Origin of the sequence: Pseudoxanthomonas suwonensis, from assembly GCF_000972865.1 — a bacterium.
In the GTDB taxonomy this organism is placed as follows: Bacteria; Pseudomonadota; Gammaproteobacteria; order Xanthomonadales; family Xanthomonadaceae; genus Pseudoxanthomonas; species Pseudoxanthomonas suwonensis_B.
Genome location: NZ_CP011144.1, coordinates 556,938 through 582,331, shown reverse-complemented (window position 1 = coordinate 582,331; position 25,394 = coordinate 556,938). Strand labels below are relative to the sequence as shown.

Here is a 25,394-nt window from a genome sequence, read left to right as displayed (position 1 = left end):
TTCGCGCCGGGGGAGGGAGCGGCGAGGCGAAGGCAGCCGGCAGGTCGGTTCGGTGCCACTAGTGGCCTTCCTGCGCGCCGAACATGGACTTGGCGTACTGGATGCCGATGCCGTAGCCGCCGGCGTTGCTGCGGGCGATGCCGGTCACCAGGTCGTAGGTCGCGCCGCGCGCCCAGTCGCGCTGCAGCTCCAGCAGGTACTGCAGGCTGGTCAATGCCTGCGCGCCGGCCTGGAGCATGCGCTGCACGGCGCGCTCGTGGGCCTCGTCGCTGACGTCGCCGCAGGCATCGGTGATCACGTAGACGGGGAAGCCCTGTTCCAGCGCCGACAGCACCGGGCCGACGATGCACACGCTGGTCCACAGCCCGGCCAGCACCAGTTTCTGCCGGCCGACCTCGTTCACGCGCGCGATGAAGCTGGCGTCTTCCCAGGCGTTCATGGTGGTGCGGTCGATCACCGGCGCGTCCGGGAACACCTCGGTGATTTCCGGGAACAGCGGGCCGGAGAAGCTGGCCATGGCCACCGAGGTCAGGATGGTCGGGACGGCGAATCCGTCCGCCGCCTTGCTGATCAGGCCGGTATTGGTGCGCAGCAGGGCGACGTCGATCGAGCGCACCGGGAAAGCCATCTGCGACTGGTGGTCGATCAGGACCAGGACGTGGTCGTCGGGGGTCAGCAGGTTCGCGGCGGCTGCGGGGGTGGCCTTGGCCATGGGTGGACTCCTCGGGGGTCGGGAAGGAAAGGCGGCTCAGCCGTGCAGCCGGATCGCGGTTTCGGCGACCACGCGGCCCTGGTAGCGCGCACCCTGCAATTCGTTGTCGGTCGGCTGGCGGGAGCCGTCGCCCCCGGCGATCGTGCTGGACCCGTAGGGCGAGCCGCCGGTGATCTCGTCCAGGGTCATCTGTCCGGCGTGGCCGTAGTCCAGGCCGACGATGACCATGCCGAAGTGCAGCAGGTTGGTGATGATCGAGAACAGCGTCGTCTCCTGGCCGCCGTGCTGGGTGGCGGTGGAGGTGAACGCCGCGCCGACCTTGCCGTGCAGCGCGCCACGCGCCCACAGGCCGCCGGCCTGGTCGAGGAAGCTGGCCATCTGCGAACCCATGCGGCCGAAGCGGGTGCCAGTGCCGATGACGATGGCGTCGTAGTCGGCCAGTTCGGCCACGGTGGCCACCGGGGCGGCCTGGTCGAGCTTGTAGTGGGCCGCGCGCGCGACCTCGGCCGGCACCAGTTCCGGCACGCGCTTGACGTCGACCTGCGCGCCGGCGCCGGCGGCACCCTCGGCGACCGCGCGCGCCATCGCCTCCACGTGCCCGTAGGCGGAGTAGTAGAGCACCAGGACCTTGGCCATTGTTCGTCGCTCCTCAGGGGCATGCCGGGGCATGCGATGGATGGGGTTCGCCGTGCAGCCGGGCTGCGCCGGACGTCGCCCCGTGCCGGCACTGGCGCGAGAACGCGCGCGGCGAGATGCCGGTGGCGCGGCGGAAGGTGCGGGTGAAGTGGCTCTGGTCGAAGAAGCCAAGCTCGGCGGCGGTGGCGGCGATGCAGCGGTCGCCGTGGGCCAGCATTTCCTTGGCCCGCTCCAGGCGCATCCGCATCACGTAGGCCATCGGGCTGCAGCCGGTGCGCGCCCGGAACAGGCGGGCGAAATGGAAGCGGCTGATGCACGAAGCGGCGGCCAGTTCGGCCAGGGTGAAATGCTCGCCCAGGTGCAGGACGATGAAGGCATGGGCGCGCTGGAAGGCGCGGTCGTTGAGCCCGGGGGCGCCGCGGGCAAGGGTGCGGTGGAGATCCTGGCAAGCCTGCATGATCGGGTACCGGTTGGTCCGGCGGCGTCCGCGGCCGCACGCGATGTGGAGTTCCCCTGGGACACAGGCTGCGCCGCTCCGGCACTGCGCGGCACCCCAATCGGCGTAGCCGGAGCGTCCCCCGATCGGGGTAGGCCGTCGCGACTGCCGATCGACGTTGCTGTCGTTAGGATGGGGGCGGGGATGTCCCCGCGCGGCTGGCGACGGATCCTGGTGACCGGATGCTCTCCCTGGCGGCTCGCATGCGGGCTCGCCCTGACCTGGGCTGCCTGCGTGGCGGCAGCGGCAGCGGCTGTCCCGGCCCCGGTGCGCCCGGGGCTGGCCGACTTCCAGCACACGGCATGGACCACCCGCGATGGTGCGCCGGCCGACATCTGGGTGCTGGCCCAGGCCGCGGACGGCCACCTGTGGCTGGGCACCGGCAGCGGCGTCTACACGTTCGACGGCATCGGCTACTCGCGGGTGCCGGCGCCCAAGGGCAGCCGCTGGCTGTCGGGCAACGTCACCGCGCTGCTGGTGCGCGCGCCGGACGATGTCTGGGTCGGCTACTTCGGTGGCGGCGCGAGCCGGCTGCACGCTGGCCGGCTCGATCATTACCCGCCGGGCTCAGGGCTGCCCACGGGCGCGGTCTACCGCTTGATCCAGGACGATGCGGGCGAGGTCTGGGCCGCGACCAGCGGCGGCTTGGCGCGATGGCGCGATGGCCTATGGATGCAGGCGGATCGCGCGCTGGGCGTGCCGCCGGGTCCGGCCTTCTGGGTGCACGCCGACACGCATGGCGACCTGTGGCTGGCGGCGGGTACGCACTTGCTGCGCAGGCGCCGCGGTCAGGAGGGATTCGACCCGTTGCCGTTCGCGATCGGCGTGGAAGCGGTGATGGCCGAGTCCGCCGACGGGACACTATGGCTTTCGGACGCCGCGCATGGCACCCGTCGCCTGATCGCGGAGGGCGGCACGGTCCGGATCGAACCGGTGCCCGGACTGGCCGACGTGCCGGCCAAGCGCATGGCCTTCGCCGCCGATGGCAGCCTGTGGTTGACCGATGCCCGCAACGGCGGCGTACTGCGGCTCGAATTCCCCGCCCAGGCCGGTGCGGCGGCGCAGGCTTTCCGCCGCCGCGACGGGCTCAGCTCGGACATGGCGGTGCCGGTGCTGCAGGACGTGGAAGGCAACATCTGGATCGGCACCAATCTGGGGCTCAACCGCTTCCGCCGGCGCGACGCGATGATGCTGGCGTCGACCCTGGACATGGCCCATCGCGGGCTCGGCATCGCAGGCACGGCCCAGGGCATCGCGATAGCGACCGGCGGCCGCCTGTTGCGCGAGGACGATGGCCACTGGGTCGCGGCCGACGGATTCCCGGAGGTGCTTTCGATGGTCGCTGCCGGCGACGGCGGCTTGTGGCTCATGGGCCGGGCGCTGTGGCACTGGCGCGAAGGCGCTCTGCAGGAAGTGCCGCTTCCGTCGCCGGCCTCGGTCACCACCTACGACGTCCAGGCGATCGCGACCGCGCCCGATGGTGCGTTGTGGATGAGCCTGCTCGGCGCCGGGTTGTACCGGCGGGACGAGCCAACCGGATGGCAGTTGCAGATGCCGGCGAGCGTGTCGCAGCCGCGGGCCATGGCGTTCGACGCGGCCGGGCGCCTGTGGACCGGCGATGCGGCCGGCCGCGTGTTCTGGCACCACGCGGGCCAGCGCGGGCGCCTGCCGACGACCGGCCTGGACGTGGGCGCGATCACCGCGCTGCTGCCGGGCAGGCGCCATTTCCTGGTCGCAGGCGAACGCGGACTGGCGCGCTTCGACGGCCGCCGCTTCCATACCCTCGACGAAACGCGCGTGGCCGAACTGGTCGCCGTCACCGGCATGGCCGAGGCAGGCGACGGCCGTCTCTGGCTCAATGGCGGGCGTGGCGTGGTGCTGTTCGAACCGGCGCAGGCCGCCGCCGCGTTCATGCCAGGCGCACGCCCGGCCTACCGCCTGTTCGACGAACGCGATGGCCTGCTGGGCGTGGCGGTCCAGTCCAATGCCACTCCCACGCTGGTGCAGGGCGGCGACGGGCGCCTATGGTTCTCGACCAACCAGGGCGTGGCCTGGATCGACCCGACGCGCATCGGGCGCAACCCGCGTCCGCCCCAGGTCCTGCTGCGCTCGGTTTCCGCGGGCGACGTGGATTACCCGCCGGGTCCGCCGCTGGAGTTGCCGGCGCATACCCGGAACCTGCAGGTCGATTACACGGCCACCAGCCTGGGCATGCCCGAGCGCGTCGCCTTCCGCTATCGCCTCAAGGGCGTGGACGACACCTGGCAGGAGGCCGGCACCCGACGGCAGGCGTTCTACACGAACCTTGCGCCCGGCAGATATCACTTCGAGGTGCTCGCCGCCAACGAGGACGGCGTATGGAGCCCAGAACCGGTCACGCAGGTGCTGCGCATCCGGCCGGCGTTCTACCAGACCTGGTGGTTCATGCTGCTGTGCCTGCTGCTGGTGGCCGGAGGCTTATGGCTGGCCTACCTGATGCGGCTGCGGCAGCTGGGCCAGCACATCCGCGGGCGCCTGCAGGAGCGCCACGCCGAGCGCGAGCGCATCGCCCGCGAGTTGCACGACACGCTGCTGCAGAGCATCCAGGGCCTGATCCTGCGCTTCCAGGCCGTGTCGGTGACGCTGCCGCCGCTGGATCCGGCACGCAGCGCGATGGAGCAGGCCCTGCAGCGTGCGGACGAAGTGCTGGTGGAGGGGCGCGACCGCGTACTGGACCTGCGCGCCACCGCGCCCGACGCCGGCGACCTGGAGGACCTGCTGGCCGCATTCGGCGAGGAGCTGGCGCAGGCGACGGACGTGCGGTTCGACGTGAGCGTGCAGGGCACGGCCGAGGCGCTGGACCCGATCGTCCGCGACGAGCTCTACCGCATCGGCCGCGAGGCCATGCTCAACGCCTGCCGCCATGCCGAGGCCGGACGCATCAGGGTCGAGGTGGACTATGGTCCCGGCGAGCTGCGGTTGCGCGTGTTCGACGACGGCCGCGGGATCGATCCGGACATGCTGCAGCGTGGCGGCCGGCCCGGCCACTGGGGCCTGCACGGGATGCGCGAGCGCGCCAGCCGGATCGGCGCGCGGCTGCGGATCTGGTCGCGTCCCGGTGCCGGCACCGAGGTCGAACTGCGGATGCCGGCCGGCAGCGCCTACCGTCCGTGCCTGCAGGCCTCGCGCCAGGCCTGGCTGCGCGCTATCTTCGGCGGCAAGCCCGCCTGATACCCGTCCCATGGCGCCGCTGTCCGTCCCCGCTCCCGTGTGCGCCGCCGCCGGCCCGATCCGGGTCATGGTCGTGGACGACCATCCGCTGCTCCGCGAAGGCATCGCCGCGGTGCTCGGCACCCAGCCGGACATGCTCCTGCAGGCCGAAGCCGAAGAGGGCGGGGAGGCGGTCGCGCTCTACCGCCTGCACAGGCCCGACGTGGTGCTGATGGACCTGCAGATGCCGGGCATGGACGGCATCACCGCGATCGGCGCGATCCGCGCGCAGGACCCTTCGGCGCGGATCGTGGTGCTGACCACCTACCGCGGGGACGTGCAGGCCCTGCAGGCACTGCGGGCGGGTGCCCAGGGCTACCTGCTCAAGAGCATGCTGCGGCGCGAACTGGTCGACACGATCCGCGCGGTGCACGCCGGCGGGCGACGGGTGCCGCACGAGGTCGCGGATGCGTTGGCCGCGCATGTGGGCGAGGACTCGCTCAGCATGCGCGAGATCGAGGTGCTGCGTGAGGTCGCCGATGGCAACGCGAACAAGCGCGTGGCGCGCTGCCTGGGCATCTCGGAAGAGACGGTCAAGGCGCACATGAAGAGCATCATGTCCAAGCTCGACGCAAACGACCGTACCCACGCGGTCACCATCGCGATCAAGCGGGGAATCATCCAGCTCTGATCCGCCAGCTCCGGCGCGGGGTGGAGCGCACGGATATGCAAGAGCAAAGCGTTGCCTGCAGGCACGCTCAGGCCACTCGCAGCACCCTCACAGGCTCGCCGCCGCATGAATGTTCCGACCGACAAGCCCGGTGATCCCGAGCGACGCCGCGTGATCCTCGCCGGCGCGGCGGCGATGGTCTTGCCTGCGTGGCCGTGGCCGGCCACGGCCGCGCCTCCTTCCCCGCAGCATCCAGACGAGCACGCACGCATGGGCACTTTCACCACCCGCGATGGCACCACGATCTACTTCAAGGACTGGGGCAGTGGCCCCGTCGTCTCCTTCAGCCACGGCTGGCCGCTGTCGGCTGACGCCTGGGATCCGCAGGTGTTCCACCTGGCCAGTCATGGCTTCCGTTGCATTGCCCATGACCGGCGCGGCCATGGGAGATCCAGCCAGCCCTGGCACGGCAACGAGATGGACACCTACGCCGACGACCTGCAGCAGCTGTTCGAGCACCTCGGGGTCAAGGACGTGATGATGGTCGGCCACTCGACCGGTGGCGGCGAAGTGGCTCGCTATATCGGCCGGCACGGCACCGGCCGGGTCGGCAAGGCGGTGCTGATGGGTGCGGTGCCGCCGATCATGGTGCAGACGCCGGCCAACCCGGGCGGGCTGCCGCTGTCGGTGTTCGACGGTTTCCGCCAGGCCTACCTGGCCGACCGTGCGCAGTTCTTCCTCGACGTGGCCAGCGGTCCGTTCTTCGGCTACAACCGGCCTGGCGCCAAGGTGTCCGAAGGCAATATCCGCTCGTGGTGGACGCAGGGCATGCAGTCCGGATTCAAGAACGCCTACGACTGCATCAAGGCGTTCTCCGAGACCGACTTCACCGAGGACCTGAAGAAGTTCGACGTCCCGACCCTGATCATCCATGGCGATGACGACCAGATCGTTCCGATCGATGCATCGGCCAGGCTGTCCGCCAAACTGGTTCCTGGCGCCACGCTCAAGGTCTATGCGGGCGGCTCGCACTCGCTGGGAGATACGAGCCGGGACCAGCTCAATGCGGACCTGCTTGCCTTTGCCCGTGCCTGAAGCCCGCGCCGCGGGCGCGGGTCCCGGTGCCCCCTACGGAGAACCGCCATGCTGGATACGCTGACTCTTTCGACATTCGGTGCGTTCCATACCCTGATCGCACTGGTTGCGGTGGCGTGCGGCATCGCCGCCCTGGTGCGCCATGGCGAGATCGCCACCGCTTCCCGGTCCGGACTTGCCTACGTCGTGCTGACCGTGGCGACGTCGGTCACCGGCCTGTTCATCTTCCGGCACGGCGGCTTCGGCGCGCCGCATGCACTGGCGATCCTCACCCTGGTGGTCCTGGCGGTCGCGTATGTCGCGGAGAAGCGGGGGCGCACTGGTGGCTTGGCCCGCTACGTTGCGGTGCTGGGGTACTCGCTTACGCTCTTCTTCCATCTGATTCCGGGGCTTACCGAGACCGGCACGCGGCTGCCCTTGGGAAGCCCGGCGTTCAGCAGCCCCGAAGACCCGTTGCTCAAGGCGCTGGTGGGCGTCGGGTTCGTCGTCTATCTGGCCGGCGCCGCGTGGCAGGTCCTGCGGATACGCCGATCGTCCCGGATTCCGGTGGGCGTCGCGGCGCGCTAGTCCCGATCCGGGGCCGGGCGACGTCGAAGTTCCGGGCCGTCGGGATCTGCCATGAGGGCCGAGAGAAATCCTCACCGGCCCGGTTGCCGGCACCGGGCCCGAAGCAATCCGTGGCCATGGCTTTGCCTGCTGGGAGCCGTACTCGTCACCGGCTGCACCTCGCTGCCGGTGGAGGTGGATGCGTCCGGGCATGCCGGCCCGTCGGCGGGCGCAGACGCTTCTCCCGGTTCGGTGGATGCGGCACTGAAGCTGGCCCGGCGGGCCGAGCTGCTCCCGGATTCGCCTGCGCGGACGCGTTTGCTGCTGGACTGCATCCGCATCGCCCAGGCCGCGCTTCCCGCAGCGGAATCCGCTTCCGACGTCGGCGTGGACCTGATTGGACGCTGCTCGGACCAGGCGCTGCTTTCCGAATTCCGCCGCCGCCCGCGTGGATGGAGCGACGGCAGGACCACCATCGCGGGACGGACCGTCGACGTTCGGATCGTCGGGACGAGCCGGATGTTCCGGGGCGCCTACGCGATCACGCCTGCGTGGGACGTCGAGCTCCCTCCCGGCTGGAACTTCAGGCAGCCCGGATTCGGGCTCCCGGTGGTGCTCAGGACCGACCGCTGCGTGGACGATCCGAGATGCGAGCTGTATCCGGCCGAGGGCATCTACCAGTGGGCGACCGCCTGGATCGAGTATGGCGAAGACGGATCGCCGGTCCTGCATGTCGTCGACCCGGCCCGGTCCGATCCGGTGGTCGTGGCCGGACGCAGCGTGCATCCGTATTTCGACGCGTTGTCGTTCTACCAGCTCGGCGCTTCCGCATCGCGCCTTCCGCGGCAGGGCGTCTATGGCCTGATCGGCGGCAGGGGCATCGGCGCGCGTGCAGGGGTCTACCTGCTCCAGGACTACGATCCGGACCGGGTTCCGGTCGTCATGATCCATGGGCTGGGCAGCAACCCCATCATCTGGTCCGAACTGTCCGGTGCGATATGGGCCGATCCCGCGCTGCGGGAGTCCTACCAGGTGATCCATGTCGTCTTCCAGACCAATGCACCGCTGCTGATCTCCAGGCTCCGGGTCCAGCACTACCTGGACCGGATGTGGATGCTGCTGGATCCGGAGCAGGACGATCCGGCGCGTGGGAAGATGATCGTGATCGGGCACAGCCTGGGTGGCGTGGTATCCAGGCTGCTTGCGGTCGACAGCGGGACGACGCTGTGGGATGCCGCGTTCACGGTGCCCCCCGACCGGCTCGAGGGCTCGGCCGAGGACGTGGCGGGAATCCGCGCCACCTTCCTGATCAAGCCCTATCCAGGGGCCTGTGCGTTGATCCTCCTGGCCGCGCCGCACAAGGGAAGTCCCAGGGCCACGAGTCTCACCGGGAGAATCGCCCGCCTCCTGGTCGGAAGGCGCGCCCCGGAGATCCAGGCTTTGCGGCGCGTGGCGGACGCCTATCCGGAATCGGTCCGGCCGGAACTGCTCGACAGCTATCGCCTCGCCAGGCTCAACAGCATCACCACCCTGCAGGCGATGCAACCGGTACGCCGCGCGGGCGAGGCGTTGCTGCCGGCGGCGGGCATCCGCTACCACACCATCGCCGGCGATCTCGATGGGCAGGGCAGCGACGGCGTCGTTCCGCTCGAGAGCTCGCTTCTTCCGGGTGCGCATTCGACCCTGGTCGTCGACGCCGGCCACACCCTGTACCGGAACCCGGAAGCCATCGCCAGGATCATCTGGATCCTGCGCGAGGAACAGGGTCGCCGCTGCGACGCGGGCGCCGAAGCCGGCCAAGGACTGGATCGCAACGGCGCGTCCGCAGGAACGCCGGGCAGCCCGCGAGCGATCAATGCGGACCGGCCGCGGATCGACCCCGCATCCCGGAGTTCCAGGCGCGACGACATCGAGGTGCAACCATGAACAGCGAAGACGCATCGGTCTATCCCGCGAATCCGGCGCGGCGCGCGTCCAGGTGTTCGCGCGGGGAAGCTGGGGCGGAGAATGACACCCGGATTTCGCCCCCCGGGACGGCAACCTGATCGCCAAGGAGCACTGGGGCGGGAGCGAGTTCGCGAACACGGACCTGGACTTCCTGCTGAGGCAGCATGGCATTGGCCATGTCGTCCTGATCGGATTGATCACCAACACCTGCATCGAAACGACCGGGCGGTTCGCCTCCGAACTCGGCTACCACGTGGCCCTGGTGACCGACGCGACGGCCGCGTTCACCCCCTGAGGCAATGCGCGCGGCGCATGCGATCAACGGCCCGACGCATGCGCACATCATATGCACCACGAACGAACTGCTGGGCCGGATGCCCGAAAATTGATCGTTCGAATCGAACCTGCGTCGCAGGGCACGAGGCCCATCGAACGCAAAGATGGGCGCAGGTCGCCAGACTGCCGCCCGCCCGCAAGACGAATGCGGGGAAACCTCGGCCTCCGTCGCCTTTTGGCCAAGCGCTTGGCCGTTGTTTCCCCGCCTTCCCGTTGGCTCCGTTGATGAGCCAGGACCGGCCTTGCCGGTTCCTGGCCATTGCTGTCCTGAACGGAGAGCCGGACGTGGCAGAAGCGGCGGAACGAATCTTCATTTCCATCGCCGTCTCCAGGCCAGGGGGCGGACTGGACGAACTGCCCGGGGCCATCAAGGCCGCGGAAAGAATGGCGGCCTGGGCGGCCGCCCAGGGCTATGCGACGGTCCTTGTCCATGACCGGAAGCACAAGGAAATCACCGTCGACCTGCTGCGCAAGAAGATCGCGGCGGCCATCAAGCGGGTTACCGATGAAACCGAGCTCAAGCGCCTGGTGGTGTTCTTTGCCGGGCATGGCGCGGCGCTGGCCGTCGGCGACCAGTACTGGATCCTGACCCACTGGAAGAAGCGCCCGACCGAAGCCATCAAGGTGTCTTCGCTCCAGCGCATGCTGGAGTACTACGGCCCCAGGCAGGTCGCCATCATCGGCGACGCGTGCCAGGAGTTCTCGGCCAGCTTCCTCGACATCGTCGGCAGCCCGGTGCTGGACATGCCCGACGAGGAGCAGCGTCCGTACGAGCTGGACCAGTTCTTCGCGGTCGATGTGGGGAAACAGGCCTTCATGATCAAGGCCGCGGGCGGCCAGGACGATTTCTGCCTGTTCACCGAGGTGCTGCTCGATGCGCTGGAGGGCGATGCGGCGCAAGCCTCGTTCGAGCAGATCGGCCAGGACAGGGTCGTCACCAGCCAGTCGCTTGCCCGCTACCTGGACAGCAATGTCGCGCAGGAGGCCGGGAAATACGGCGTGCGGATGATTCCGCGTCCCAAGCCTGGCTTCTATACCGACCGCACCTATCTGAAGGTGCCGCCGCCGGCGACCGAAGGCCGGCCGGAGCCCGAGATCGGCGACTCCGTTGCAGATGCCGTGCTTGAGGATGACGCGTCCAGTTCCGCCGGCGCTGCGGCCCCGCCGCGCGCCAGCAGCGGGAGGGGGGGCTCTCGCCCAGGCAAGGGCTCCACGCAGGCGTCTCGCGCGGTGGAAAGGATCGCGCTGGCCAGGCCGAAGGCGCCGGCGCCTGCGCTGGCCGCCCGGAACAATGCAATCGCCAAGGCGCGCGAGGCGCGGCGCCGGGCGTTCGCCGACGAGGTGGGCAGTGCCACCGTTCGCGACCATTTCGAAAGCGGTTGCGGCATCTGCGTCAGCGGCGCCGAGGTCGCCAAGGTCGAGGCCTCGTTCGGCGAGGAATCGCGCGTGGATGGACAACCCAACTGGTTCCGCATCTGGCTGGGAGGCGAGAGCAACAGCCTGGGGTGGAGCGACACGCTGGTCACGCTGGCGGATGGGCGCATCTATTCGGTCTGCGTGGTCCAGGGTTTCGTCGCCGCGCTGCACGTCATGGGCGATGGGTTCCTCAGCCTGTTCCATCGTCCCATCGGAGCCGGCGCATACGAAGGCCAGATGGCCATCGATCTGCTTGCACAGGCGCATTCCGGCCTGCTGAGCCAGGAGGAGATCATCAGCACGGCGGCCTTCCTCCGGCACGGCAAGCACCGGATCATCACCCTGGGCTGCATCGCGGCGCAGTTCTACGACACTATCCGGGATGTCGACAGCCTGCGTTCGATGGCGAGTTTCTATGCCTCGCACGCCCAGCCGGTCCCGCTCGACATCGTCCTCTACGGCGGCGGCACCATCAGCGAATCGGAGGGACGGCTGTACGCCGACATCCCCGCGGTGGCCGCGCGCAAGCCGCGTACCCCGGAAGAGCAGAGGCAGAGCTTCACTTTCGATCCCACGCCGGGTTTCGAGCGGCATCCGATCGCCGGGCGGATACCCTGGATGCGCCAGGCCTGGGGGGCGGTCGTGACCGCCAACTGCGACAAGAGCGCAGAGGGCTGGCGCAAGCAGGCGCTGGCGGCGATGGCCCATCTGGCGCCCGGCGCATTCACCAATGTGGCGCCCGGCGGGCGACAAGCGCTCGTCAAGCTGGCGGGCATCAAGACCGGCAAGCGGAAGGCCCGACAACTTCTGTCCGTATAGCTAGCGGAGTGAACAACCATGCGCATGGTCCTGGTCCACGGCATCAACCAGCAAGGGAAAAGCGCCCAGAAGATCCAGGATGATTGGCTGGGCGCACTGCGCGCCACCTACGCCAGGCATGGCCCCGATCCCCTGGGCAAGCTGTCGCGTATCGACGCCGCGTTCTATGGCGATACGCTCGAGCAACTGAGTTCGGCCAGGGTGACCAGCCAGGCCATCGCACTGGGTGCGGAAGACGCGCCTGCCGATTTCGACGAATTCGCGGTCGATGCGCTGAAGGAAATGGCGTTGCGCATGGGCGCGACCGAGGAACAGATCCAGGCCGAGGTTGCGGTGACGGCGGTTCCCCAGGGCGCCGGACTGCACAAGAAGTGGGTCAAGGCGATTTCGCGCGTCGTCGAAACCGTTTCTCCCTTCCGCGGGACGCTGGCCTTGCGCGTCCTGGGGCAGGCGCATGCCTACATACGCAACCAGCATGTCCACGACGAGGTCAACAAGCTGGTCCGGCCGATCTTCGAGGACGACGAGCCGGTGATCGTGGTGTCGCATTCGCTGGGCACCATCGTGGCCTATTCGCTGCTGCGGGAGTTCGCCCGCAACGGGCGCCCCCGGCAGTCGCCGCTGTTGATCACCCTGGGCTCGCCGCTGGGCATCGACAGCGTCCGCAAGGGCTTCCCGAAGCCACGGACCCGGCCGGACAACGTACAGCGGTGGATCAACGGCTCCGATCCGGAAGACTTCGTTGCGCTGCGCGCCGAACTGACCCAGGGCAACTTCGGTCCAGGGATCGAGAACTACCCGGACTTCGAGAACGGCTACGACGACCCGCACTCCATCGCCGGCTACCTGGGTGACCCGCGTGTTGCCAAGGCTATCGCGGAGGCCATCGGCTGACGGAAGCAAGACAACCCGTCGCTGCCCCGACAGGGGACCGCCAGCGAAGCCTGCAAGCAGTGGACCGGAGGCGCGCCGACTTCCCGATGTCCGTTCCCGCGGAAGCAGCTCCCGGTTGAGGGTGGATCCCGACTCGAAGCGGACGGCCATCAATCAGTCGGCGCCTCACGAACCCCCTCGCGCATAGCGACCGGGCGACCGCCCCACATGCCGGCTGAAGGCCGTGCTGAAGGTACTGGCCGAGGCGTAGCCCACGCGCTCGGCGGTCTCGGCGATGCCCAGGTCATGGCGGCGCAGCAGGTCCTTGGCCAGCGCCATGCGCCACGCCAGCAGGTATTCCATCGGCGCCACGCCCAGCGTGCGCGTGAAGCGGTCGAAGAACGCCGAGCGCGACAGCGCCGCCGCGTCCGCCAGCTGCGCCACGGTCCATGCGCGCGCGGGGTGCGCGTGCAGCTGCCGCAGTGCCGGCGCCAGGCGCGCATCCGCCAGCCCGCCCAGCAGGCCCGTCGGCGCATCGCGTCCGGGCGCCGCGCGCAGCGCCTCCACCAGCAGCAGTTCCACCAGCCGGGTCAGCACCACCTCGCGCCCGGGCCGGTCGTCGCCGGCTTCCTCGCCCAGCATCCGCACCAGCTGCGACAGCCGCGCCACGCCGCGGACATGCACCAGCGCCGGCAGCAGCGACGCCAGCAGCCCGGGTTCGTCCGCGTCGAACAGGAACCAGCCGCCGAGCAGCCGTACGTCCGGCGGCCCGTCCTGCACGCCGTGGCGCACCTCGGCGGTGGGCGCGGGCGCCTGTTTCGGATCGATGTGCGTGGGCGTGTCCGCTTCCTCTCCCGACAGGGTGAAGCCCGGCGTGGCCGGCAGCAGCACGAAATCGTCCGCCTCCAGCGTGATCGCGTCGTGGCCGTCGACGGCCAGCCGGCAGCGCCCCTCCAGCACCGCGCAGAAGCTCGGCTCGCCGAATTCCGAGTAGCGCACCGCCCACGCGCCGGCGCCGCCGATGCCCTTGGAGAACACCGCGCGGGGCCGCAGCAGGTGGACGACGTCGGTCAGGGGGTCGCTCATCTCTGGACGATGGCAAATTAAATATGGACTTTGGCGCGTAGATGGTCCTGGGATGCTCCCCTATCGTGTGCCCCGGATCAACTGCTCCCGATAGGAACCCCCCCATGAAGACCGTGCTGATCACCGGCTGCTCCTCCGGCTACGGGCTGGAGACCGCCCGCCACTTCCATGCCCGCGGCTGGCGCGTCATCGCCACCATGCGCACGCCGCGCCCCGAACTGCTGCCCGTCGACGACCGCCTGCGCGTGCTGGCGCTGGACGTGACCCGGCCCGAGAGCATCGACGCCGCGCTGGAGGCCAGCGGCCCGATCGACGTCCTGGTCAACAACGCCGGCATCGGGCTGTTCGGCGCGTTCGAGGCCACGCCGATGGCGACGGTGCGCGAGGTGTTCGAGACCAACACTTTCGGCGTCATGGCGATGACCCAGGCGGCGATACCGCAGTTGCGCGCGCGCCGGGACGGGGTGATCGTCAACGTTACTTCCAGCGCGACCCTGGCGCCCATGCCGCTGGTGGCCGCCTACACGGCCAGCAAGACCGCGATCGAGGGATTCACCGCCTCGCTCGCGCACGAACTCGGCGCGTTCGGCGTGGCGGTGAAGCTGGTCGAACCGGGCTATGCGCCCAGCACGCGCTTCACCGCCAACGGCGAGGAGCGGATGCAGGGCCTGATTCCCGAGGCGTACGCGCCGTACGCGCAGCGCATCTTCGCCGGGCTCGCCGGGGTCGCTGCCGTGACGCAGGAGTCCGACGTGGCCGATGCGGTCTGGCACGCGGCCACCGATACGGCGGGCCGGCTGCGCTTCCCGGCGGGTGCCGACGCCGTTGCGCTGGCGGGGCAGGGCTGACGGACACGGCGAAAGGCGGCGGGAATCCTTTCCCGCCGCCCGTTTCACACTCGATCGCTCAGTTCTTCCTGGCCTGCGGGATATTGACCTTGTCGATCCCGTGGATCATGCCGTTGCTGGACTCGATGTCCTGCGAGGTCACATTGGCGCCATCGATGCTGAGGTTGCCGCGCGACAGCTGGATCGGCGCGTTCTGGCCGTGGACCGTGCGTGCCGCTTCCCACTTGCCGACGTCCACCGCGTTCCGGCGGCCCTTGACGACGTGGTAGTTGACGAGCGCCGCCAGTTCTTCCTTGTTACCAGGCTGGAACAGCTCGTCCAGCCTGCCGGCGGGAAGCTTGGCGAACGCTTCGTCAGTGGGTGCGAACACCGTCATCGGGCCCGGGCCGGCGAACATGTCGTTGAGCCCGGCCTTGTCGACGGCGCTGGAGAACGTCTTGAAGGTGCCTTTCTGGGCGAAGGTGGACAGGATGTCCTGCTGCGTGCCGGAGGGGTTCTGCCCGGAATCTTTCCGTTGGGTTTCCATGGGGTATGTTCCTATCTCATTTCAGGATCCGCATCGCGTCCGATGGGCGTTTCGCGAATCGAGCAAGCGGCCGAGGCCGTGGCCTGCCTCGTCGAGGCAGGCGTGGTCTCAATGCGGGAAATGGGATGGGTTGCGCGGCAGAGGGGCCGATACGGTGTTGCACCGTAGCCGGGGCACCATGTTCCCTTCACGGTGACGGCCGCGTGAGGGAGGCCTCCGGAGGCGTGTCTCGCATGGAGTGCGGCGTATGATTCAGTGCTAGCTTGCGACTGTGCACGATCCGGTTGCAGCGGCATTTCCTGCGCCCGAAGCGTGCCGGCCCGCACGGTACCCGGGAATCCGCATGCGAACCACAAAACTCCATCGTGTCGTCACGCAGGACTTCCCTGTCCTGCTGGCTGTCCTGCAGTCCGCCGAGGCAGTGGCATGTGCGGAGAACGAAGGCTGGCCGATTCCGGAAGACGGACTGGATCCATCGGCGGACCTCGCCGGATCAAGCACGGTGACTAACCTCGATGTGTCCCCGATCCGCTTCTGAGCGACACATCGGGCCGACAGCCGGCGGTTCACTCCCTGGCAGGTAGTTGACCAGTCTGTCTCGCGAGGTTGCCTTCCTTCCTATCGGTTTCCGGAACAACGATCGCGTGGTCAGGAGGGCATGCCCCGGTCACTGGTTCGCCGTGGCGCTTAGAATCGGCGTCTTCCGTCAAGTCAGCGCCTGCCGATACCCATGACCCTTCCTTCTATCCCCCTCCGCGGCAGCATCGTCGCGCTCGTCACCCCCATGCATCCGGACGGCAGCGTCGACTACGGCGCGCTGCGCCGGTTGGTCGACTGGCACGTGGCCGAGGGCACCGACTGTATCGGGGTGGTCGGCACCACCGGTGAGTCGCCGACCGTGGACGTGGAGGAGCACTGCGAGATCATCCGGGTCGCGGTTGAGCAGGCTGCCGGGCGGGTGCCGGTGATGGCCGGCTGCGGCGGCAACTCCACCGGCGAGGCGATCGCGTTGGCGCAGTTCGCACGCCAGGTCGGCGCCGACAGCCAGCTGCAGGTGGTGCCGTATTACAACAAGCCGGGACAGGAAGGGCAGTACCGCCACTTCAAGGCGATCGCCGAGGCCACCGGCGAACTGCCGATCGTGCTCTACAACGTGCCCGGCCGCACCGCCGCCGACCTGCAGCACGACACCGTGCTGCGGCTGGCGCAGGTGCCGGGCATCGTCGGCATCAAGGAGGCCACCGGCAACATCGAGCGCGCGCAGTGGCTGGTACGCGAGGCGCCGGAAGGCTTCGCCATCTATTCCGGCGACGACGCCACCGCGGTGTTCCTGATCCTGGCCGGTGGCCATGGCAACGTCAGCGTCACCGCCAACGTGGCCCCGCGCCTGATGCGCGAACTGTGCGCGGCAGCGCTGGCCGGCGACGTCGCCACCGCGATGGCGATCCAGATGCGCCTGCTGCCGGTGCACAAGCAGCTGTTCGTGGAGGCCAACCCGATCCCGGTGAAGTGGGCCGTGCAGCGCCTGGGGCTGTGCGGCGGCGTGCTGCGCCTGCCACTGACCGAGCTGGAACCGGGCAACCAGGCCAGGGTCGAGGCGGCGCTGCGCGAGGCGGGCCTGCTGCCCGCATAAGGCCCGGTCCGGCTGCCGGGCGCGGCCATCCGGCCCGGTCAGCGATCCGCGAGGCGGACCGCCGCCCCGGGATATCCAGCAGCGCATGCTCCGGTCCCGACCGGGGAATTGTTCCTCCGGGGACAATGTGCCGCCCTGCCTTCGGATAGGGTCCGAGCCGCCCCCTGTACGAATCATGGGGCGGCGGCTGTTTGTCCTCCTGCGCACGAACGGAGCGGAAAAATGAACCTGACCCTATTACGGCATGCCTTCGTGCTGGTGGCAGTGTTGATGGCCGCCGGGTGTTTGTCGAAACAGGAGGCGGAGATGCCGGCGGCAACTTCGGTGGCTCCCGCGACGGAGGCCACGACGACCCAGGTTCCGGGGCCCGTGCCAGGCACCCGCATCACCGAAGCCTATGCCCGGATGCTGGCGCGGGACGCGTACCTGTGGGGCTGGCCGATGGCCAACATCTACAACAAGCGCTTGGGGTTCGGCCAGGCGCCCGAACCTGGGCTGCTCGGTGGCGTCCTGCCCTTCGCGCCGGTCAACCGCATGGCCATGCTCACCGACTACATCGATCCGGCGGAACGCGCTGTCGCCTGCCCGAACCAGGACGTCGTCTATGGCGGCGGCCCGCTGGCGCTGGACGTGAGCCCGGTCGTACTGCAAGTCCCCGATTTCGGCGACCGCTTCTGGGTCTACCAGATCGTCGACCTGCGTACCGACAGCTTCGCGGACATGGGCGCCATGTACGGTACCGAGCCGGGGTTCTACCTGCTGGTCGGGCCGGATTGGGATGGCGAGGTGCCGGCGGGCATCAAGAAGGTCTTCCGCTCGCCGACGAACACGGGCTTCTTCGCCCCGCGTGCGTACCAGGACGACACGCCGGAAGACAAGCGCGCCATCCAGGACGTCATCAACCTCATCGACGCGTACCCGCTCGCCGAGTTCGACGGCACAGTGAAGAAGCGCGACTGGTCCAAGCTGCCGGTGTTCCCGCAGCCTGAAGGCGACGGCGCCGAGACGAAGTGGGTCTTCCCCGAGACGTTCCTCGACCAGCTGGCGGTGCTGCTGGACGATGCGCCGCCGCTGCCGGGCGAGGAGCCGCGCTATGCCGCGCTGCGGGAACTGCTCGCGGCGGCGGAGCGGGACCCGAAGCTGAAGGCGGCGATGGTCGACGAGGTGAAGAAGGCGGACAAGGACCTGGTCGCGCCACTGTTCGAATTCCGCAACTACGGCGTCCCGTTGCCGCACCACTGGACCACGATCGACAACGGCGCGGCGTTCGGCACCGACTACTTCACCCGCACCGCCGTCGCCAAGTCGAACATCCTGGTCAACAAGCCGCAGGAGACCAAGTACTTCTACCAGGACCTGGACGCTGACGGGCAGCGGCTGAGCAGCGCCCACCGCTACACCGTCACCTTCGCGGACGGCGAGCTGCCGCCGGTGAAGGGCTTCTGGTCGCTCACCATGTACAACCGGCACCACTTCTTCGAGCCCAACGACATCGGGCGCTACTCGGTGGGCACCAAGAACAAGGACCTGCAGAAGGCGGCGGACGGGTCGCTCACGATCTACGTGCAGCCGGACGAGCCGCAGGATCCGGTCCAGCGCGCCAACTGGCTGCCGTCGCCGAAGGATGGCGAATTCTCGCTCTATGTGCGGTCGTACTGGCCGGAAGAAGCGATCACCAGCGGCAAGTGGACGCCGCCGGCGGTCGTGAGGGCGCGTTGAAAGCCGATCGGGCCGTGAAGGAATAGGGAGGTTGCAATGATGCGCTTCAGGGATATCGCAGCGGTCGGGATTCTTCTCGGCTGCTACGCCATGGCGGAAGCCACCGAGCTCAAGCACTGGCCCGCGCCGGCGGCGGAGGCGCTGGACAGGATCATCGCGGCCAACGCCGATTCTGGCGCATATGCGGTGTTCGACATGGACAACACCAGCTATCGCCACGACCTCGAGGAGGCGCTGATCCCCTTCCTCGAGATGAAGGGCGTCCTGACCCGCGAGACGATGGACCCGTCGCTGAAGCTCCTCCCGTTCAAGGACGTGGACGGGAACAAGGAAAGCCTGACCAACTACGCCGCCCGGCTCTGCGCCATCGACGAGAAGGTCTGCATGCCTTGGGCCGCGCAGATCGTCTCGGGCTTCAGCCTGAAGGAGTTGAAGGGTCATGTCGACGAGCTGATGGCCCGGGAGGAGCCGATCAAGACGACCTACTACGGCGAGAACGACGTCGTGGAGACGATCGAGATCCCCCCGCCGAGGATCTTCGCCGGCATGACCGAGCTCTACAGCCGGCTGATGGAGCACGGCATCGAAGTCTACGTCGTCACCGCCGCCCACGAGGAGCTGGTGCGGATGATCGTCTCGGACCCGAAGTACGGCTACAACGTGAAGCCGGAGAACGTCATCGGCGTCTCCACGCTGCTCGAGAACCCGGCCACGGGCGAACTGACGACTGCACGCAAGATGATCGCCGAAGGCACCTACGACTGGAAGGCGACCATGGACTACATTGTCCGCCCTTACCTCTGGACGCCCGGCACCTGGATGGAGGGGAAGCAGGCGGCGATCCTCGCCTACATCGACCAGTGGCGCCCTGCCGCGCTCGTCGCCGGCGACTCGCCCGACAGCGACGGCTACATGCTGCTGCACGGCGCCGATACGGCCAAGGGCGGCCGCATCTGGGTCGGCCGGAGCGAAAAGTCCCGCAAGCTGCTCGACGAGAAGTGGATTGCCGGCAACGCCAGGCAGCAGCAGGCGCTCGGCCAGCCGGTGACGGCGGACAAGGGCTGGATATTCGTCACACCCGAAGAGATCCAGTAGCCGGGATCCGGGTCAATCTCTTTTCCGGTCCTGCGGGCCCGCTAATCGCGTTCCCCGCCGCTGGCGAACGCCTGCAGCCCCGCGATGTCGCGCAGGATGACGGTGCGGTAGCTCTTGCTGATCCAGCCCTTCTCGGAGAAGCGCTTGAGCGCGCCGTTGACCTGCTTGCGCGAGGCGTTGGACATCAGGCCAAGCTCGGACTGGGTCAACGGGATCGGGATGTCGTTGGCCCCGCCGATGCGGCACAGGGTGGCGGCGATGCGCCGGTTCTCGTCGGGGTTCTGGATGTCGCAGAAGGCACGGACGAGGATGTCGGTGTTGATCAGCAGGATCTGGGCGAAGCGACGGATGGCGGCAGGGTCCTCGGCCGCGATCCGGTCCATCGTCTCCAGAGGCAGGTAGGCCATCCAGGTGTCCAGCACCGCGGCCAGGCCGACGCGGCGCGGCTCGCGGGAAAGGAACGGGCCCTCGCCGATCCAGCTGCCCGCGGTCGCGTAGTGGAACAGGTGCGGCGACGCCTGCGGCGGGGCCGTGGTCACGATCACCGAACCGGAGACCAGTCCGTAGACGCCGCCGATCGGTCCACCCAGCCGGTAGACGGTCTCGCCGGCGGCGTAGTGGCGCAGGACGAGGCCGGAAAGCACCTTTTCCTGGAACGCTTCCGGTTGCCGCGACAGCCAGCCGACGCGGGTGAGGAGGGTGCCGGCGGTCTCGATGTCCAATCGATCTCCTTCGGGTCGGATCGGGTCGAGTCGGAATAGGAACAGGAACGGATGAAATGTTCCTGCAGGGACAAACTGCGGTCCATGGAAGGCGTAGCGTCCACCCATCCGCCGGGAGGAATGTGCCACAGGCGCGTCTCGGACGGCCGCTGGACGTTCCCGGAGCGCAGCCCGTGCGATGGGTCCGTTCCGGACCGACAAACAAGGAGGAACGTCATGAAGTCATGGTTCGGGCTGGTCGCCACGCCCCTGATCACCGCCTCGGTCGCGGTGAGTGGCCACGCGCCGGCGCAGCCGCTGGACAAGAAGGCGGTCGCCGATGCCTACGTCTACCTGCTCGGACGGGCCATCCCGATCCGGCAGGAGCATACCGACCTCAAGGAGCCCGGGGTCGACTACAACGTCATCAAGTACAACCCGCGCGGTTCGGCGGATTTCGTCAACCCCAACCTGGACGTGGCCTATCTGGAGGCGTGGATTGCGGTCGACGACGACACTCCCGTGCTGCTGGAGGTGCCGAAGGTGGAGGGGCGCTACTACGTCGCCCAGATCCTGGACGAGTGGGGCGAGGTCATCACCAACATCCACGGCCGCGACTACCCGCACAATCCCTACGGCAAGTTCGCCTTGGTCGCCCCCGGCTCGCAGGCGAAGATCCCCGCGGATGCGGTACGGATCGAGCTGAACTCCTACAAGGCCAAGCTGCTGGGCCGGGTGGAACTGAAGGACGATCCGGACGGGGCAATGGCCCTGCAGAAGCAGTTCAGGCTGACCCCGCTGGGCACGCCGAAGATCCGGCCGGCGGTGCCGATCCCGATGTTCGACAACAAGAGCCTGATGGGCGTGGAGATATTCGATCACGCCGACGCGATCATCGACAGCGCGCACGACGTCTCGCCTGTCGCCGCGCAGATGCAGGCCCGCGCGCGCCACTACGCCAGACTGGCCAAGGACCCGGTGCAGCGCAAGGCGCTGGACGAAATGATCCGCAAGGAGGTCGTGCCGGAGTTCCTCGACTATGCGGTCACCAAGTCCGCGGTCTACGAGAACCAGTGGCTCGGTTCGCTGGGTATGGGCAACTACGGGTCCAACTACTGGACGCGCACCTCGGTGAATCTGGTGGGCCTGTGGGGCAACACCAACGCCGAGGTCGTGTATTACGTGGGCACCGTGGATGCGGACGGCAAGCCGCTGAACGGCGCCAACCGCTACGTCCTGGAGTTCCCGGCCGACAGCCGCCCGGAGACGGTGGTGGACGCCTACTGGTCGATCATCCTGGTGGACGTGCCCGATTACCGGGTCGTGCCGAATTCGCTGAACCGGTTCAACTTCAACAACTATTCCGGGCTCAAGGACCAGGCGGACGGTTCGTTGAGGATCCTCGTCTCGGCCAGGCCGGACGAGGCGATCGCACCGGAATCGAACTGGCTGCCCGCCCCCGACGGCAAGGGATTCTCGTTGACCCTGCGCCTCTACGTGCCCAAGGAGGCGGTCAGGAAGGGCCAGTGGTTCCCGCCGGCACTGAAGCGGGTTCCGTAAGGAGAAACAGGACATGGAAGTGAACGGCCAGCACACCGGTGCAGGTCCGCTCCCGGCGCCGGTTGTTCCCGCCACGCGTCCCGCCATCCGCAGGGCAGTCCCTCTCCTGCTGCTTGCGGTGGCGGGCGCATCCCAGGCCCGGGACACCGGCTGGAACTGGATGATCGAGCCGTACGCCTGGGCGGCGACCATCGGCACGGACCTGCAGACGCGTTCGCCTCCCATCGAAGGCGAGGGGGAGCTGCGCTTCCCGGACATCCTGGACAAGCTGGACGGCGTGTTCCAGCTGCGCGTCGAGGGCCAGGGCGACCGCGCCGGCCTGTTCGCCGACTTCACCTACATGGGCATATCCAGCGACAGGACCGGCCGGGTGGCCGAAACGAGTACGGACCTGGACATGCGGCTGTTCGAGGCCGCCAGCACCTGGCGCACGGGCAGTGCGCGCGGGCAGGGACTGGAACTGTTCGCCGGCGTCCGCCATATCGATGTCGACCTGAAGGTCGGCTTCGATCCGGTCAATCCGCTGCTCGTCGGCCGGGTACTGGACGAGGGACGCAGTTTCACCGACCTCATGCTGGGCGCCCGCTACACCTGGGCCCTGTCCGATCGCTGGGGGCTGACGTTGCGCGGCGATGGGTCCCTCGGCGATACCGAGGGGACCTGGAACGCCGGTCTGACCGCCCACTACCGCACCGGCGGCGGCGCATGGCTGTTCGGCTACCGCCATCTCCAGGCGGACCTGGAGACGGACAACGCCCAGGCCGAAGTCGCCATGAGCGGACCGACGATCGGCTACGGATTCAGGTTCTGACCTTCATTCCGACACAGAACAGGATGGCCTCCACCATGAAAACCGCACCCGTTTCCCGTCCGTTGCTGCAGCTGGCGGGCCTGCTGGCGATCGTGGCGATCGCCGCGACCGCGATCGCCAGGCCCTCCAACAAATGGCGCCTGGAATTCGCTGGCAAGTCGAAAGTCGCCGGCGAGATCGAACTTTCGGTGACGCCGCAGGGCGGTATCGCGACGTCCGTGGTGGTCGTGGTTCCGGCGAGGTCCGGCGAGAACGCCACGGCCCGCCTGGTCAGCGACAGCCTGAAAGCCACGTTCGGCGACGTCTACCACGTCGAAGTCGACGACGGCGAGGACGTGCTGGTCAAGGCCCGTGGCGGTGCGCCGGATTTCGAGGTCGTCACGATCCGCAACACGGCCGAAGGCATCAGGCTGGGGATCGATCGTGAATGATCCGGGCCGCGGCGATGCTCCAGGGAGGAATGCATCCATGGGAATGATCCGTCTCGCCGGGATCGCGGCCTTGTGCCTTGGCGCCGCTCCATGGCCGGCGCATGCGCAGGAGCAGCCCGAAGCGGCGAACAACGGCACCGATCCGACCAAGTTCATCACCACGGCCGCGGCCATCTACGAATACAACGACCTGATCCCCGGGATGTCGCGCCATGCGCCCAGGCTGGAGTACATCCAGCCCTTCGGCGGGAAGCGCGATTACCAGCTCCGCGTGCAGCTGCCGATGGTCAGCAACGATGTCGCCGGCAACGATGGTTTCGGCCTCGGCGACATCGCGGTGCGGCTGGGCCACGTGTTCGGCGTGACCCGCGAGCACGGCATGGTCGTGCAGGGCGAGATGATCTTCGACACCGCCTCGCGCGACGAACTGGGCACCGGCCAGAACGTGTTCAAGGGGACCTTCATCTATGCCCGGTTCCTGCCCGGCGGCATCTTCGCGCCGGCGATCGTGCACAGCGTCGACGTATGGGGCGACAGCGACCGCGCCGGGGTGAACAGCACCACGCTCGATTTCTACTACGTGCCCAGGTTCGAGGATCCGCGGAATTTCATGACCCTGGACCCGGCATTGACCTCGGACTGGCATAACGACCGGCAGTTCGCCAGCTTGGCGGTGACTTTAGGACGCACGCTGGGCCAGGCCTTCGGCGGCAACTGGCAGCTCTACGCCAAGCCGACGGTGTTCGCCGGCGCCGAGCGTCCGGGCGACTGGAGCATCGAGGTCGGCTACAAGGTGCTGGGGTTCTGACGATCGGGTCTGCGCGCAGTCGCGGCACGACCGGGGCCGGTCAGGGCAGGGGACGGACCCGGGCGCGCCACGGCTCACCGCGCGCAAGCACGTAGTGCCGCCACACATAGCCCCACGGCAGCGCCAGCGGCACCAGCACCACGCCCATCAGGCAGGCGAACAGGGTCTCGCTGCCGTAGGCGTCCAGGGTGCCCGCGCGCCAGGCCGGCAGCGCGGTGGCGACCACCCAGATGACCTTCCAGGCCAGCTCGAACAGCAGCAGCGGCAGCATCCGCAGCGGGTAGCGCAGGCCGAGCAGGCACATCAGCGACAGCCCGCCAAGCAGGGCGCGGATCACCGAGTGCGGGTCGGCCGCGGTGCCGGTCGGGAACAGGATCGAAGGCCACAGGGTCAGGCCCAGCCCCACCGCGATGAGCAGATACATGCCGCGCAGCAAGAGCAGGCGCAGGGTCGAGACTTCGGACATGCACGTTCCCCATCGGGCGACGGCTGCAGGATAGCCGGCGCCGCGGCGCCGGCCATGTGCCGGTGGTGGGTTGAACCACGGTCATGGGTTGCGCGCCTGAACGTTCCCGCTATTGCGGATGTCGGATGGCAAGCGCAGGCCTGATCCTTGACGCCTGCTTACGCAGGCCGGATCCATCTTGGCTGCAAGCATCCGACCCCGGAGAACGAGATGGCCAAGTCCAATCCCGGCGTGCCCGACGCGCCGGAAGACGGGATCCGCCTCGGCGATGCCAGCGTGCCGTTGACCGATGGCAGCGGACCGGCGCTGAAGGACCCGCGCGCGCAGGCGGCGATCGACAACATCGGCGTGGACGACCAGGCCGACCTGCTCGATCCCGAACTCGACGAACAGCCCGGCGACCGCGATGCCAGCGGGCGCTCATTCGCCGACGACGTGCGCAGCGACGCGCAGGGCGCGGGCATACGCGAAAGCGGCGACAGCTGATCCCGCACCCGAACGTGCCCCGGCACCGGGGCGCGAGAGCCACGCACGCGATGCGCGGCGGTTCGTGCATCGCGAGCCGGCTAGCCCAGCGGCAGCGAAGAGGCCATCGCCTGCAGCCGTGCGCTCACGTACGAGGCATGCTCCGGGCCGGCCGCTTCGGCGATGGCCTCGGCCTCGGCGGCGAAGACCTGCATCAGGTCGTCCGGCGGCGTGTCCATGACCAGGCGGACCAGGTTCGCCTCGAGCGCATCGAGCATCGCGACGACTTCGGGATCGACTTCGTACATGCGCGCGCCGGTGTCCGTGGAGGGCGGTATCGGTGCCGAGGATAGCGCAGGGTGGATGGCATCTCACGCTTCGCGCCTGTTTCGCAGTGGCGGCACGGCGCTGTCCCGAGCCGATCCCTTCCCTGGCGCGCGCCGGATTCACGACCATCCGCTGATCCGGCCGGCCGTCCCGGGTGGGAGCCGTGGCGGTGCCCGTCGCCGG

At 68.6% G+C, this 25,394-nt stretch carries 26 protein-coding genes; 18 read left to right on the top strand and 8 right to left on the bottom strand.

Going from position 1 to position 25,394, the window contains the following annotated elements; genetic code table 11:
- Positions 1-58 precede the first annotated feature (58 nt).
- The 3 genes from WQ53_RS02545 to WQ53_RS16955 are packed head-to-tail and all read right to left on the bottom strand — an operon-like array spanning position 59 to position 1,805.
- Complete coding sequence (locus WQ53_RS02545; RefSeq protein WP_052630116.1) at positions 59-712, bottom strand: hydrolase; 654 nt, start codon at positions 710-712, stop codon at positions 59-61.
- A gap of 36 nt (positions 713-748) precedes the next feature.
- Positions 749-1,348, bottom strand: coding sequence for an NAD(P)H:quinone oxidoreductase (gene wrbA, locus WQ53_RS02540; protein ID WP_052630113.1), 600 nt, complete (start codon positions 1,346-1,348; stop codon positions 749-751).
- Positions 1,349-1,361: 13 nt separating this feature from the next.
- A complete protein-coding gene (locus WQ53_RS16955; protein WP_052630111.1) occupies positions 1,362-1,805 on the bottom strand; it encodes a helix-turn-helix transcriptional regulator in 444 nt (147 codons plus the stop codon).
- A gap of 183 nt (positions 1,806-1,988) precedes the next feature.
- Here WQ53_RS16955 and WQ53_RS02530 point away from each other — a divergent pair, with 183 nt between their 5' ends.
- The 8 genes from WQ53_RS02530 (at position 1,989) to WQ53_RS02495 (ending at position 12,756) form a co-directional block, all read left to right on the top strand.
- On the top strand, positions 1,989-5,054 hold the full coding sequence (locus WQ53_RS02530) for a sensor histidine kinase (protein WP_158497802.1): 3,066 nt from the start codon (positions 1,989-1,991) through the stop codon (positions 5,052-5,054).
- Between the two features lie 10 nt (positions 5,055-5,064).
- The gene (locus WQ53_RS02525) at positions 5,065-5,724 is read left to right on the top strand and encodes a response regulator (RefSeq protein WP_236685892.1); all 660 of its coding nucleotides are present in this window, start codon (positions 5,065-5,067) and stop codon (positions 5,722-5,724) included.
- A gap of 105 nt (positions 5,725-5,829) precedes the next feature.
- A complete protein-coding gene (locus WQ53_RS02520; RefSeq protein WP_428992259.1) occupies positions 5,830-6,798 on the top strand; it encodes an alpha/beta fold hydrolase in 969 nt (322 codons plus the stop codon).
- A gap of 48 nt (positions 6,799-6,846) precedes the next feature.
- Positions 6,847-7,365: a hypothetical protein gene (locus WQ53_RS02515; RefSeq protein ID WP_052630103.1), complete on the top strand. Its 519-nt coding sequence runs from the start codon at positions 6,847-6,849 to the stop codon at positions 7,363-7,365.
- 51 nt (positions 7,366-7,416) lie between these two features.
- Positions 7,417-9,270: an esterase/lipase family protein gene (locus WQ53_RS02510; RefSeq protein ID WP_082112810.1), complete on the top strand. Its 1,854-nt coding sequence runs from the start codon at positions 7,417-7,419 to the stop codon at positions 9,268-9,270.
- A gap of 115 nt (positions 9,271-9,385) precedes the next feature.
- A complete protein-coding gene (locus WQ53_RS17170; RefSeq protein ID WP_201774037.1) occupies positions 9,386-9,586 on the top strand; it encodes an isochorismatase family protein in 201 nt (66 codons plus the stop codon).
- Positions 9,587-9,852: 266 nt separating this feature from the next.
- Positions 9,853-11,862 carry a caspase family protein gene (locus WQ53_RS02500; protein WP_144409202.1) on the top strand — a complete coding sequence of 670 codons (2,010 nt, stop codon included), beginning with the start codon at positions 9,853-9,855 and terminating at the stop codon, positions 11,860-11,862.
- Between the two features lie 18 nt (positions 11,863-11,880).
- The gene (locus WQ53_RS02495) at positions 11,881-12,756 is read left to right on the top strand and encodes a hypothetical protein (RefSeq protein ID WP_144409201.1); all 876 of its coding nucleotides are present in this window, start codon (positions 11,881-11,883) and stop codon (positions 12,754-12,756) included.
- 165 nt (positions 12,757-12,921) lie between these two features.
- On the opposite strand, the gene WQ53_RS02490 is transcribed toward WQ53_RS02495, so the two are convergent.
- Positions 12,922-13,821, bottom strand: coding sequence for an AraC family transcriptional regulator (locus WQ53_RS02490; RefSeq protein WP_052630095.1), 900 nt, complete (start codon positions 13,819-13,821; stop codon positions 12,922-12,924).
- Positions 13,822-13,925: 104 nt separating this feature from the next.
- Here WQ53_RS02490 and WQ53_RS02485 point away from each other — a divergent pair, with 104 nt between their 5' ends.
- Complete coding sequence (locus tag WQ53_RS02485; protein WP_052630093.1) at positions 13,926-14,669, top strand: SDR family oxidoreductase; 744 nt, start codon at positions 13,926-13,928, stop codon at positions 14,667-14,669.
- Between the two features lie 58 nt (positions 14,670-14,727).
- Here WQ53_RS02485 and WQ53_RS02480 read toward each other — a convergent pair whose 3' ends face one another.
- A complete protein-coding gene (locus WQ53_RS02480; RefSeq protein ID WP_052630091.1) occupies positions 14,728-15,195 on the bottom strand; it encodes a fasciclin domain-containing protein in 468 nt (155 codons plus the stop codon).
- Positions 15,196-15,538: 343 nt separating this feature from the next.
- Between WQ53_RS02480 and WQ53_RS16560 the strand changes: the two genes are divergently transcribed.
- The 4 genes from WQ53_RS16560 to WQ53_RS02465 all read left to right on the top strand — a co-directional run bounded on the left by WQ53_RS16560 (position 15,539) and on the right by WQ53_RS02465 (position 19,642).
- Positions 15,539-15,733, top strand: coding sequence for a hypothetical protein (locus WQ53_RS16560; protein WP_144409200.1), 195 nt, complete (start codon positions 15,539-15,541; stop codon positions 15,731-15,733).
- 192 nt (positions 15,734-15,925) lie between these two features.
- On the top strand, positions 15,926-16,828 hold the full coding sequence (dapA, locus tag WQ53_RS02475) for a 4-hydroxy-tetrahydrodipicolinate synthase (RefSeq protein ID WP_052630089.1): 903 nt from the start codon (positions 15,926-15,928) through the stop codon (positions 16,826-16,828).
- 222 nt (positions 16,829-17,050) lie between these two features.
- The gene (locus WQ53_RS02470; RefSeq protein ID WP_052630087.1) at positions 17,051-18,547 is read left to right on the top strand and encodes a DUF1254 domain-containing protein; all 1,497 of its coding nucleotides are present in this window, start codon (positions 17,051-17,053) and stop codon (positions 18,545-18,547) included.
- Between the two features lie 36 nt (positions 18,548-18,583).
- Entirely contained in the window at positions 18,584-19,642 is a 1,059-nt protein-coding gene (locus WQ53_RS02465; protein WP_052630085.1) for a phosphorylcholine phosphatase, read from the top strand.
- A gap of 41 nt (positions 19,643-19,683) precedes the next feature.
- Here WQ53_RS02465 and WQ53_RS02460 read toward each other — a convergent pair whose 3' ends face one another.
- Entirely contained in the window at positions 19,684-20,364 is a 681-nt protein-coding gene (locus WQ53_RS02460) for a Crp/Fnr family transcriptional regulator (RefSeq protein WP_052630083.1), read from the bottom strand.
- A 216-nt stretch (positions 20,365-20,580) separates the two neighbouring features.
- On the opposite strand from WQ53_RS02460, the gene WQ53_RS02455 reads away from it, so the two are divergent.
- From WQ53_RS02455 to WQ53_RS02440, 4 genes are all read left to right on the top strand, one after another.
- Positions 20,581-21,903, top strand: a complete 1,323-nt coding sequence (locus tag WQ53_RS02455; RefSeq protein WP_052630081.1) for a DUF1214 domain-containing protein — start codon at positions 20,581-20,583, stop codon at positions 21,901-21,903.
- 160 nt (positions 21,904-22,063) lie between these two features.
- Positions 22,064-22,714 carry a hypothetical protein gene (locus WQ53_RS02450; RefSeq protein WP_144409199.1) on the top strand — a complete coding sequence of 217 codons (651 nt, stop codon included), beginning with the start codon at positions 22,064-22,066 and terminating at the stop codon, positions 22,712-22,714.
- 35 nt (positions 22,715-22,749) lie between these two features.
- Positions 22,750-23,145: a hypothetical protein gene (locus WQ53_RS02445; RefSeq protein ID WP_144409198.1), complete on the top strand. Its 396-nt coding sequence runs from the start codon at positions 22,750-22,752 to the stop codon at positions 23,143-23,145.
- A 37-nt stretch (positions 23,146-23,182) separates the two neighbouring features.
- The gene (locus WQ53_RS02440) at positions 23,183-23,953 is read left to right on the top strand and encodes a hypothetical protein (RefSeq protein WP_144409197.1); all 771 of its coding nucleotides are present in this window, start codon (positions 23,183-23,185) and stop codon (positions 23,951-23,953) included.
- 40 nt (positions 23,954-23,993) lie between these two features.
- Here WQ53_RS02440 and WQ53_RS02435 read toward each other — a convergent pair whose 3' ends face one another.
- Complete coding sequence (locus WQ53_RS02435; protein WP_052630073.1) at positions 23,994-24,419, bottom strand: hypothetical protein; 426 nt, start codon at positions 24,417-24,419, stop codon at positions 23,994-23,996.
- Positions 24,420-24,629: 210 nt separating this feature from the next.
- On the opposite strand from WQ53_RS02435, the gene WQ53_RS02430 reads away from it, so the two are divergent.
- Positions 24,630-24,905 carry a hypothetical protein gene (locus tag WQ53_RS02430; protein WP_052630071.1) on the top strand — a complete coding sequence of 92 codons (276 nt, stop codon included), beginning with the start codon at positions 24,630-24,632 and terminating at the stop codon, positions 24,903-24,905.
- A gap of 80 nt (positions 24,906-24,985) precedes the next feature.
- Here the strand turns inward: WQ53_RS02430 and WQ53_RS02425 are convergent, their stop codons facing one another.
- Positions 24,986-25,192, bottom strand: a complete 207-nt coding sequence (locus WQ53_RS02425) for a hypothetical protein (RefSeq protein WP_052630069.1) — start codon at positions 25,190-25,192, stop codon at positions 24,986-24,988.
- Positions 25,193-25,394 lie beyond the last annotated feature (202 nt).